This window comes from Streptococcus sp. F2, assembly GCF_056500955.1.
Window position 1 is genome coordinate 87,240 of the sequence record NZ_JBWKAI010000005.1, and the last position, 10,336, is coordinate 97,575.

Consider the following 10,336-nt stretch of genomic DNA (forward strand, 5'->3'; position numbering starts at 1 on the left):
AACGTCTAACAAGTGTTGAAAACGCTTTATTTCTTGTTATAATAAATTTGTGAACGTTCTCTTTATTAAAACTAAGAAGCACAAGGAGTAGACATTATGCCTGATAAACCAACCAAAGAAAAGCTCATGGAGCAGTTAAAGGGTGGGATTATTGTTTCTTGTCAGGCTTTGCCAGGTGAGCCTCTCTATTCAGAGACTGGGGGCGTTATGCCACTGATGGCAAAAGCTGCTCAAGAAGCTGGTGCTGTCGGCATCAGAGCCAATTCCGTTAGGGATATTAAAGAAATTCAAGCCATAACAGACCTACCAATTATCGGTATCATCAAAAAAGATTACCCGCCGCAAGAGCCTTTTATTACGGCAACGATGGCCGAAGTGGATCAATTAGCAGCCTTAAATATTGCAGTGATTGCTATGGATTGTACCAAGCGTGACCGTCATGATGGCTTGGACATTGCCAGTTTTATTCGACAAGTTAAGAAAAAATACCCCAATCAACTCTTGATGGCTGATATTAGTACCCTTGATGAAGGACTAGTGGCCCATCAGGCTGGCATTGATTTTGTTGGAACCACTCTGTCAGGCTACACCCCGTATAGCCGTCAGGAAGCAGGTCCTGATGTGGCATTGATAGAAGCCCTTTGCAAAGAAGGTGTTGCTGTCATTGCCGAAGGGAAGATTCATTCCCCAGAAGAAGCCAAGAAAATTAATGACTTAGGGGTGGCAGGTATTGTTGTTGGAGGGGCCATCACAAGGCCTAAGGAAATTGCAGAGCGTTTTATCGAAGCGCTCAAATCCTAATAGTGGTTGTCAAAATAGAAACACACATCAAAAAAAGGAGATTTTACGATGAATATGAAGAAGTTTGCTTCATTAGCGATGCTTGGTGCATCTGTTTTAGGACTAGCAGCTTGTGGCGGAAATAGCCAGAAAGAGGCCAGTGCAAGTAAATCTGATGCTGCTAAAACAGAAATCACATGGTGGGCTTTCCCAGTCTTTACGCAAGAAAAAGCTGAAGATGGTGTGGGAACTTATGAAAAGAAGTTGATTGCTGCCTTTGAGAAAGCTAATCCAGAAATCAAGGTAAAATTGGAAACCATTGATTTTACATCTGGCCCTGAGAAAATCACAACTGCTATTGAAGCTGGAACAGCTCCTGATGTCCTCTTTGATGCTCCAGGCCGTATCATTCAATATGGTAAAAATGGGAAATTAGCTGACTTGAATGACTTGTTTACCGAAGAATTTACCAAAGATGTTAACAATGACAAATTGATTCAAGCCTCAAAAGCAGGAGATACAGCCTACATGTATCCTATCAGCTCTGCTCCATTCTACATGGCGTTGAATAAAAAAATGCTCAAAGATGCTGGCGTCCTTGACCTTGTGAAAGAAGGTTGGACAACTGACGATTTTGAAAAAGTCTTGAAAGCATTGAAGGACAAAGGATATAACCCAGGTTCTTTCTTTGCTAATGGTCAAGGTGGTGACCAAGGACCGCGCGCCTTCTTTGCTAACCTTTATAGCAGTCATATTACCGATGATAAAGTAAGTAAATACACCACAGATGATGCAAACTCTATTAAAGCCATGACCAAGATTTCCAATTGGATTAAAGATGGTTTAATGATGAATGGCTCTCAATACGACGGTTCAGCTGATATTCAAAACTTTGCGAATGGCCAAACTTCCTTTACCATTCTTTGGGCGCCTGCACAGCCAGGCATCCAAGCTAAATTATTGGAAGCTAGTAAAGTTGATTACCTTGAAATCCCATTCCCATCAGAAGATGGCAAGCCTGAGTTAGAATATTTGGTAAATGGTTTTGCGGTCTTTAATAACAAAGATGATCAAAAAGTCGCTGCCTCTAAGAAATTTATCCAATTTATCGCTGATGATAAAGAATGGGGACCTAAAAATGTTGTCCGTACAGGTGCCTTTCCTGTGAGAACTTCTTACGGGGATCTTTACAAAGACAAACGAATGGAAAAAATTGCTGAATGGACAAGTTTCTACTCACCATACTACAACACGATTGATGGGTTTGCGGAAATGAGAACCCTTTGGTTCCCAATGGTTCAAGCTGTATCTAATGGTGATGAAAAACCAGAAGATGCCTTGAAAGCCTTCACTGAAAAAGCAAACAAGACAATCAAAAAAACACAATAAGTGTTCCTAACAAGTGGCTTCTTTTCAATGCACATGTCAAATGGTCACTGGAAAGAAGCTTTTCTTTTTAGAAAAGTTGAACAGAAAAAAGAGGTATTTCAAGTGAACGTCAATAAATTAAAAATGCGAGAGACGCTCATCTCATACGCTTTCTTAGCTCCGGTCTTGGTTTTCTTTGTGATTTTTGTCTTGATACCGATGATTATGGGCTTTGTGACGAGCTTTTTCAATTATTCCATGACAGAGTTTACCTTTGTTGGTTTTGCCAATTATGCTAGGATGTTTCAAGATCCTATCTTTATGAAATCTCTTATCAATACGTTGATTATCGTAATTGGCTCAGTACCAGTTGTGGTTTTCTTTTCTCTCTTTGTGGCTGCTAAGACTTATGACAAAAATGTGGTGGCACGTTCGTTTTATCGGGCAGTTTTCTTTCTACCTGTTGTTACCGGAAGTGTTGCCGTAACGGTGGTTTGGAAATGGATTTATGATCCGATGTCAGGGATTTTGAATTATGTCTTAAAATATGCTCATGTGATTGAACAAAATATTAGTTGGCTGGGAGATAAGCACTGGGCTTTGTTAGCTATTATTGTTATTTTATTAACCACATCTGTTGGGCAGCCTATTATTCTATATATTGCAGCTATGGGAAATATTGATAACTCTTTGGTAGAAGCTGCACGTGTGGATGGGGCGACGGAATTTCAGGTGTTTTGGAATATCAAGTGGCCAAGTCTCCTGCCAACAACCTTATATATTGCTGTCATAACAACAATTAATTCCTTCCAATGTTTTGCTTTGATTCAACTCTTGACGTCTGGAGGGCCAAATTATTCAACCAGCACTCTCATGTACTATTTGTATGAAAAAGCCTTTAAGCTCTCTGAATACGGCTATGCCAACACAATGGGTGTATTCTTGGCAGTCATGATTGCAATCATCAGCTTTGCTCAATTTAAAATTTTAGGCAATGATGTGGAATATTAGGAGGATATTAAGATGAAGAAAAAGAAACTAACCGCATCGGATATTCTGACTACTGTTATTCTATGCATCTTGACCATTTTGTTTATTTTCCCATTTTATTGGATTATGACAGGAGCATTTAAGGCTCAAGCCGATACCATTATGATTCCACCGCAATGGTGGCCAAAGGTACCTACTATTGAAAATTTTAAGGCCTTGGTCATTCAAAATCCAGCCTTAAAATGGTTGTGGAACAGTGTCTTTATTTCGGTGGTGACCATGTTTTTGGTTTGCGGAACCTCCTCGTTGGCAGGCTATGCTTTGGCCAAAAAGCGGTTTTATGGACAGCGGATTTTGTTTTCGATTTTTATTGCTGCCATGGCCTTGCCAAAACAGGTTGTTCTAGTACCTCTTGTGCGGATTGTTAATTTTATGGGAATCCATGACACCTTGGCAGCTGTTATTTTGCCTCTTGTGGGGTGGCCATTTGGCGTTTTCCTCATGAAACAGTTCTCAGAAAATATTCCAACCGAGTTATTGGAATCCGCCAAGATTGATGGTTGTGGCGAGATTCGCACCTTTTTCAATGTGGCTTTCCCTATTGTCAAACCAGGCTTTGCAGCACTAGCGATTTTTACCTTTATCAATACTTGGAATGATTATTTTATGCAGTTGGTGATGTTAACATCTCGGGAAAATTTAACGATTTCACTTGGTGTTGCCACTATGCAAGCTGAAATGGCTACTAATTATGGCTTAATTATGGCAGGGGCTGCCATGGCTGCAGTGCCTATTGTAACAGTCTTTCTTGTCTTCCAAAAATCATTTACCCAAGGCATTACTATGGGTGCTGTGAAAGGTTAAATCAAGAAAGGTTTCTAACATGTTTTATGATCGTTTAAAAAATATTAGCCGTTACCGAGGGATTCACCCTCATTTGGATGCGGCGATTACCTTTTTACAAACCACAGATTTGAGGCAACTAGCTGAAGGGAAATATCCTATTTTAGGGGAGAAAGTATTTGCAGTTATTCAAAGAAATCAATTGAGTAAAGCGGACAATTCATTGTTGGAATACCACAAACGGTATGCAGATTGCCACCTTTTGCTAGCTGGGAATGAGTGCATTCGTTATGGTATAGGTAATCAAGCTGAAGCAGTGCCTTTTGAACAAGAAGCTGATATTGGCTTTGTAACCTGTGATCGAACCTATGACCTAGATTTGGTTGATGATAGCTTTGCTTACTTTTTTCCTAATGAGCCTCACCAACCCAATAATTTTAACCAAGCAAGGGAAGCAGTTACAAAATGCTTAATCAAAGTGTTAATGGCAGATTAGGTTGATTTGGCAGTGACCCAATTGAGGGAAAGGAAGTGATGGTGTGACGTCGAAAAAACAGGGACTTTTACATTCTCTTTTTAATCTTGATAGTAAATGGATGAGGGCTAGCGCAGCACTATTTGATTTGCTCGTGTTTAATCTCTTATTTGTCTTGTCCTGCCTTCCTCTTCTGACAATTGGGGTTGCTAAAATGGCTTTGTATGCGAGTTTGTTGGATTGGCGAGAAGGTCAAGTTAGTCAGCTTGTTACTACTTATAGTTCTCATTTTAAATATTATTTTAAAAGTGGGCTGCGCCTTGGTCTTATTGAACTTGGGATAATGAGTATTTGTCTCTTAGATGTTTTCTTAATTCGAAACCAATCAGGCCTAGTTTTTCAAGGATTTAAAGTACTTTGCATTGCTGTTTTATTTCTGGTGGTTATACTCTTTTTGTACGCTTATCCTCAGGCCGTCAAAAGAGACCTTTCCCTATCTACGCTGTTTAAGCGAAGCTTTTTACTAGCCGGACTCTTTTTTCCATGGAGTTTTGCTTTCTTGGCTTTTATTTGTCTCACGATATTTAGCCTACAATTGTCTCTGTTAACGTTATTTGGAGGCATGTCTTTGCTAACTATCATCGGCATCAGTAGCCTAACTTACCTCTACTTGATTATCATGGAATCTCTTCTTAGGCGATTCCCACTTAATAATGACATTGAATAAAGGACATTACTATGACAGATCTTACGAAATACCAAGGCATTATTCCTGCCTTTTACGCTTGTTACGATGACCAGGGTAACATCAGCCCTGAGCGTGTGCGTGCCTTGACCCAGTACTATATTGACAAAGGGGTTCAGGGGCTTTACATTAATGGCTCTTCTGGAGAGTGTATTTACCAGAGCGTTGCTGACCGTCAATTGGTGTTAGAAAATGTCATGGCAGTCGCTAAGGGCAAGCTGACGATTATTAGTCACGTTGCCTGCAATAACACTAAAGATAGTATTGAATTGGCAGCTCATTCAGAACGTTTGGGCGTGGATGCCATTGCAGCTATTCCGCCTATTTATTTCCGGTTACCAGAATATTCAGTTGCTGATTATTGGAATGCTATTTCAGCGGCAGCTCCTCACACAGATTTTATCATCTATAATATTCCTCAACTGGCAGGGGTTGCCTTGACGCCAAGCCTTTATAAGACTATGTTGGCTAATAAGCGCGTGATTGGGGTTAAAAATTCATCCATGCCAGTGCAGGATATTCAAACCTTCTGTGCGATTGGTGGGGACGACCATATTGTTTTTAATGGCCCGGATGAACAATTTCTAGGAGGGCGCTTGATGGGTGCTGCTGCAGGCATTGGTGGCACCTACGGGGCTATGCCAGAATTATTTTTAAGGATGAACCAACTTATTGCTGACAAGGATTTAGAAAAGGCCAAGGCCCTCCAATATACTATTAATGAGATTATTGGTGTCCTTGTTTCTGCTCATGGCAATATGTATGGGGTAATTAAGGAAGTTCTTCGTATTAATGAAGGCCTTGATATTGGATCTGTTCGTTCCCCATTATCTGAGTTAGTTGAGGAAGACATGGTCATTTGCCAACGGGCCGCTGCCCTTATTAGTCAAGCTAAGGAAACCTTTTGTTAAAACGCGAGGGGGTAAAGGAGATGAAATACTATTTAGCAATTGATATTGGTGGTACTGCTATCAAGTATGGCTTAATTTCCGAAACAGGAGACCTGTTGAAAAAAGAGGAAATGGCTACTGAGGCTTATAAAGGTGGTCCCTCTATTTTGGAGAAGGTCAAGGGCTTGGTAAAGACCTATCAAGAACAAGTGGCTTTGGCTGGAGTGGCTATCTCTTCTGCAGGAATGGTTAATCCTGATAAGGGAGAAATCTTTTATGCTGGCCCCCAGATTCCTAACTATGCTGGAACCCAGTTTAAAAAGGAAATTGAAGAGACTTTCGGGCTACCCTGTGAAGTGGAAAACGATGTTAACTGTGCTGGTCTAGCCGAAGCTATATCCGGTAGTGCCAAGGATTATCCTGTGGCTCTTTGCCTGACCATCGGAACGGGGATTGGGGGTTGTTTATTGCTTAATTCCCAAGTTTTCCATGGTAGCGGTTATGCAGCTTGTGAGGTTGGTTACCTTCACTTATCAGATGGGGAATTTCAAGATCTAGCGTCTACGACAGCCCTTGTTCAAGACGTAGCAGAAGCTTATGGTGATGACATCAGCCAATGGGATGGCCGTCGTATTTTTGACCAAGCTAAGGCAGGGGATGAGGTTTGCATCACTGCCATTGATAGACAGGTGGATTATTTAGGGCAGGGCATTGCCAATATTTGCTATGTGGTTAATCCAAATGTGGTGGTGCTTGGTGGAGGGATCATGGCACAACAAGACTATTTAGCTGATAAATTAAAGACAGCCCTTGACAGCTACTTGGTTCCTAGCCTTGCGGAGAATACCCAACTGCAATTTGCTAGTCATGGAAATAATGCTGGCATTTTTGGGGCTTACTATCATTTTAGGCAGAAACAGGAAAGGTAAAGATTGGAAGGTTAACGCTTTCTCTATTCTCTTAACTGTTTGGTGACCAAAGACAAGTGTCACCGTTTATTTCAGTCTCTGTTCTATAAACAAACACCTTTAGGTTTAGTCTTTGCCTAAAGGTGTTTGTTGTCTTCGATAATAATTGTATCTTTAAAAATTTTATCCTTATGCGGTTTGTCAATGGCTGATACGTAAGCGTAGATGACATCCATCATAATAAGGAGAGGAAATTGTGGTGACACGCGATTCCCATAATTCAATTGATGGGTTGATGAGACATGAATTACATCAAAGATATCACCGAAGTCCATATCAGTAGCTGTGGTTAATAAAATAGTCTTCGCACCACGTTGGCTGGCTTGGTGCAAGGCTTTAATGACCGAACGTGTTTTACCAGATAATGAAAAACCAAAAACAAGGCAGTTGTCATTGACCAGGCTATTAGCCCAAGTAAAGCCATCGGTATCGGAATAAGCATCACAGATAAAGCCAAGTCGCATAAAGCGCAGCTTCATTTCCTGCGCAACAAGACCAGAGGACCCTTTTCCAAAAAAATAAACGCGTTCAGACCGATCTATCAAGCTAGCTAGACGCAATAACTTGTCTTCATCAACCAAATCATAAGTCTTGTTAATCAAAGCATCATAGTCCATCAAGACTCTCTTGGTTAATTCCAGACTTATCGACTGAAAGGTATCTTGAGCTTCTTGTAAACCATGAATATAGTCAAAAGCAAAAGCACGGTAACCAGTGAAACCACATTTCTTAGCAAAACGAGTCAGGGCAGCCTGAGAGACATGTAACCGTTTCGTCATTTGGGAGGCTGTTAATTCCTCTGGAGTTAAATCAGTGGTGATGAAAAATTGTGCGATGCTCTTCTCCAAACTGGTCATATGATCCAAGGCGGCTTCGATTTTGGTAATAAGTCGGTGGTTTTTAGACATGATACAGGTACACTCCTTAAAGGACTAATTACCTACTAGTATAACATAGATTAGAAAAGGATGATGAACAATTCTTTTCAATCGCATAGCGTTTGATTAGACTTTTACTGACTCCAAGAATTCTTGAGTCGTCACTGTTTGTCCTATCAGAGGGAAGAGATTCTTAATAGGAAATTCATGTAGGTCAGCTCTGGCAGCTCCCATCATGTCAGTTAGGAAGTATTGGTCATAGCCGTATTGATAGGCGTCACGAGCTGTTGTATCCACGCCTGCATGGGTAGAAATTTCCCCTAAAACAATGGTGTCAATGCCACGGCGACGTAGCTGTAAATCTAAGTCAGTACCAAAGAAAGCACTGAAACCACGTTTGTTTACCACATAGTCTGTCTCGGTCACTCCGAGTTCATCAGCAAAATCAGAGAAGGCAGCTTCAGGTCTTTTTCCAGGAAGTTGAACCATGGCGTTAGGATTGAGTTTATCTTTCCCATCGTGAAATTTAACGCGACAAAGGTAATAAATGCTCCCTCTTGACGGAAAAGATCGACCATGGCTTTAGCATTTGACATAATCGTGTCTTGAGAATGAGGTGCTGTAGGCATTTCTAAAATGCCTTTTTGTAGGTCGATGAGGACGAGGGCTGTTTTTTTAAAATCAATCATAAGTTGATCTTCATTTCTATTTTCGTGATATCTTTTTATAGTGAAAAGAGTACTGATTACCCACAAACAGTTATTGAGGCAAAAGAATTGACATAACACTATATAGTGATATATGTTAAGAGTATTGTAAATGAAACTTGTTTTCTTTTCAAGTAAAATGTTACGGAGGGGCTCGTTATGGAATTAAGTAAAGCACAACGTTATGCGACAGTGATGGTGATGATGTTAGGAGCATTTATTGCTTTGTTAAATCAAACGTTACTAACAACGGCACTTCCTGGCATCATGACGTCTTTCAATCTTTCTATTGATAGCGCACAATGGCTTACCACGATTTTTATGTTGGTTAACGACATCATGATTCCCATATCAGCCTATTACACAACCCGTTTTTCCAGTAAGAGTCTCTATTTGACAGCCATAGGTCTTTTTATTTTGGGCACCTTATTATGTCTTGTGGCACCTTACTTTTGGCTGCTTTAGCTGGGTCGAGCCGTACAAGCTATTGGAGCAGGGATTTTGATTCCATTGATACAAGTAGTACTATTGGTAGCTTTTCCACTTGAAGAAAGTGGGGCAGTCATGGGGATTTTTGGCTTGGTAACTGGCTTTTCACCAGCTATAGGGCCTACCTTATCAGGATGGATTTTGAGTTATTACTCATGGCAGGCTATCTTTGTGATTGTTTTGGTAGCTATGCTGATTAATATCGTTATTAGCATCGCAGTAGTGAAAAATGTGACAACTACTGGACCAGCAGATTTAGACCTCCTTTCAGTGGTATTATCAACCTTTGCCTTCGGAGGACTTTTGTATGGCTTTAGCAAAGCAAGTTGAATGGGATTTACTAACCCGACGATTGTTCTTCTTTTAATAGCTTCATTTGTTGCTCTCACTGTTTATTTCAAAAGGCAAAAACAGTTACCAACTCCAGTGTTAAATACCAGCGTGTTACGGGCGAAAGCTTTTGTTCAGGCTTGTTTAATTATTATGGTTATGTTTATGATTTTCAACGCCTCAATGACCTTGATGCCCATTTACATTCAAAATATTAGAGGGTTGACTGCCTTGCAAAGCGGCTTATTACTCCTGCCTGGAGGACTTTTAATGGGGATATTAGGTCCTATTACAGGCCGTCTTTTTGATAAAATAGGTGGAAAGCCTTTTGCGGTGCTGGGAATGCTCCTGATTGTGGTTAGTAGTTTGTTCTTATCACGTCTAGATGCCCAATCTACTTCCTTGACCATTAGCTTCTTGTTTTCGATGCTTATGACAGGAAATGCTTTGATTTTAACCCCGTTAACGACCAGTGCCATGAATGCTTTACCTCTCTCTTTAATCCCTCATGGCAGTGCTATGAACAGTGCTACACGACAACTCTTTGCGGCCATTGGGACAGCGATTTTTGTCAGTCTTATGGGGACAAAAGCAAGTTTAGAACAGGGCTTTCAATTTACCTATCAAGCTATTGCAGGACTTGCCTTCCTTGGGCTTTTCTTAGCTTTGAGTCTCCCTCGAAAGCACTAATGGTTTCAAAAAGCCTCTTTGGAGGCTTTTTCAGATTGAAGACAAACATCGATTTGGTGTTTGTCTTTTTTAGTGTTTTTAGATAAAAATGGCTGTTTCCGTGCTTAAACCACCTCATCTGAACAAAATAAAAAGGCTCTCCCGCCATCCTTTTGACCAGTTTTTTGAGATTTAAGCATGCCA

12 protein-coding genes and 2 pseudogenes are annotated in these 10,336 nt (G+C 40.6%); 10 read left to right on the top strand and 4 right to left on the bottom strand.

All coding sequences use genetic code 11. The features are described from left to right. Window positions 1-96 precede the first annotated feature (96 nt). The 8 genes from ACYTR8_RS03110 (at window position 97) to ACYTR8_RS03145 (ending at window position 7,020) form a co-directional block, all read left to right on the top strand. A complete protein-coding gene (locus ACYTR8_RS03110) occupies window positions 97-801 on the top strand; it encodes an N-acetylmannosamine-6-phosphate 2-epimerase (RefSeq protein ID WP_111717621.1) in 705 nt (234 codons plus the stop codon). A 48-nt stretch (window positions 802-849) separates the two neighbouring features. Then, entirely contained in the window at window positions 850-2,169 is a 1,320-nt protein-coding gene (locus ACYTR8_RS03115) for an ABC transporter substrate-binding protein (protein WP_138126561.1), read from the top strand. Between the two features lie 102 nt (window positions 2,170-2,271). Continuing rightward, window positions 2,272-3,159 (top strand): carbohydrate ABC transporter permease, encoded by an 888-nt coding sequence (locus ACYTR8_RS03120; protein WP_003052879.1) that lies wholly within the window; start codon window positions 2,272-2,274, stop codon window positions 3,157-3,159. Between the two features lie 12 nt (window positions 3,160-3,171). Continuing rightward, the gene (locus tag ACYTR8_RS03125; protein ID WP_111717619.1) at window positions 3,172-4,002 is read left to right on the top strand and encodes a carbohydrate ABC transporter permease; all 831 of its coding nucleotides are present in this window, start codon (window positions 3,172-3,174) and stop codon (window positions 4,000-4,002) included. 19 nt (window positions 4,003-4,021) lie between these two features. Continuing rightward, window positions 4,022-4,477: a NanQ anomerase/TabA/YiaL family protein gene (locus ACYTR8_RS03130; protein ID WP_111717618.1), complete on the top strand. Its 456-nt coding sequence runs from the start codon at window positions 4,022-4,024 to the stop codon at window positions 4,475-4,477. A 43-nt stretch (window positions 4,478-4,520) separates the two neighbouring features. Next, the gene (locus tag ACYTR8_RS03135) at window positions 4,521-5,183 is read left to right on the top strand and encodes a DUF624 domain-containing protein (protein ID WP_479641654.1); all 663 of its coding nucleotides are present in this window, start codon (window positions 4,521-4,523) and stop codon (window positions 5,181-5,183) included. An 11-nt stretch (window positions 5,184-5,194) separates the two neighbouring features. After that, window positions 5,195-6,112 (top strand): dihydrodipicolinate synthase family protein, encoded by a 918-nt coding sequence (locus ACYTR8_RS03140; RefSeq protein WP_479641655.1) that lies wholly within the window; start codon window positions 5,195-5,197, stop codon window positions 6,110-6,112. 20 nt (window positions 6,113-6,132) lie between these two features. Beyond that, window positions 6,133-7,020, top strand: coding sequence for an ROK family protein (locus ACYTR8_RS03145; RefSeq protein WP_111717963.1), 888 nt, complete (start codon window positions 6,133-6,135; stop codon window positions 7,018-7,020). A 116-nt stretch (window positions 7,021-7,136) separates the two neighbouring features. Here the strand turns inward: ACYTR8_RS03145 and ACYTR8_RS03150 are convergent, their stop codons facing one another. The 3 genes from ACYTR8_RS03150 to ACYTR8_RS03160 form a co-directional block, all read right to left on the bottom strand. Next, entirely contained in the window at window positions 7,137-7,967 is an 831-nt protein-coding gene (locus ACYTR8_RS03150; protein WP_111717615.1) for a MurR/RpiR family transcriptional regulator, read from the bottom strand. 96 nt (window positions 7,968-8,063) lie between these two features. Further along, a complete protein-coding gene (locus tag ACYTR8_RS03155; RefSeq protein ID WP_479641656.1) occupies window positions 8,064-8,363 on the bottom strand; it encodes an isochorismatase family protein in 300 nt (99 codons plus the stop codon). After that, on the bottom strand, window positions 8,360-8,626 hold the full coding sequence (locus ACYTR8_RS03160; protein ID WP_269760017.1) for an isochorismatase family protein: 267 nt from the start codon (window positions 8,624-8,626) through the stop codon (window positions 8,360-8,362). The genes ACYTR8_RS03155 and ACYTR8_RS03160 overlap by 4 nt, the downstream gene beginning before the upstream one ends. 222 nt (window positions 8,627-8,848) lie before the next feature. On the opposite strand from ACYTR8_RS03160, the pseudogene ACYTR8_RS03165 reads away from it, so the two are divergent. Then, window positions 8,849-9,463 (top strand): annotated as a pseudogene (locus tag ACYTR8_RS03165) (MFS transporter). Beyond that, entirely contained in the window at window positions 9,464-10,153 is a 690-nt protein-coding gene (locus tag ACYTR8_RS03170; protein WP_479641657.1) for an MFS transporter, read from the top strand. Here the strand turns inward: ACYTR8_RS03170 and ACYTR8_RS03175 are convergent. Next, a pseudogene (locus ACYTR8_RS03175) lies at window positions 10,092-10,336 on the bottom strand (hypothetical protein); the annotation flags it as partial. The gene ACYTR8_RS03170 and the pseudogene ACYTR8_RS03175 overlap by 62 nt on opposite strands.

Excerpts from the sequence above, each read along its gene's own strand:
- ACYTR8_RS03110 (WP_111717621.1), top strand. The coding sequence starts at position 97 with ATGCCTGATAAACCAACCAAAGAAAAGCTCATGGAGCAGTTAAAGGGT.
- ACYTR8_RS03115 (WP_138126561.1), top strand. The coding sequence starts at position 850 with ATGAATATGAAGAAGTTTGCTTCATTAGCGATGCTTGGTGCATCTGTT.
- ACYTR8_RS03125 (WP_111717619.1), top strand. The coding sequence starts at position 3,172 with ATGAAGAAAAAGAAACTAACCGCATCGGATATTCTGACTACTGTTATT.
- ACYTR8_RS03130 (WP_111717618.1), top strand. The coding sequence starts at position 4,022 with ATGTTTTATGATCGTTTAAAAAATATTAGCCGTTACCGAGGGATTCAC.
- ACYTR8_RS03140 (WP_479641655.1), top strand. The coding sequence starts at position 5,195 with ATGACAGATCTTACGAAATACCAAGGCATTATTCCTGCCTTTTACGCT.
- ACYTR8_RS03145 (WP_111717963.1), top strand. The coding sequence starts at position 6,133 with ATGAAATACTATTTAGCAATTGATATTGGTGGTACTGCTATCAAGTAT.
- ACYTR8_RS03150 (WP_111717615.1), bottom strand. The coding sequence starts at position 7,967 with ATGTCTAAAAACCACCGACTTATTACCAAAATCGAAGCCGCCTTGGAT.
- ACYTR8_RS03160 (WP_269760017.1), bottom strand. The coding sequence starts at position 8,626 with ATGATTGATTTTAAAAAAACAGCCCTCGTCCTCATCGACCTACAAAAA.
- ACYTR8_RS03170 (WP_479641657.1), top strand. The coding sequence starts at position 9,464 with ATGGGATTTACTAACCCGACGATTGTTCTTCTTTTAATAGCTTCATTT.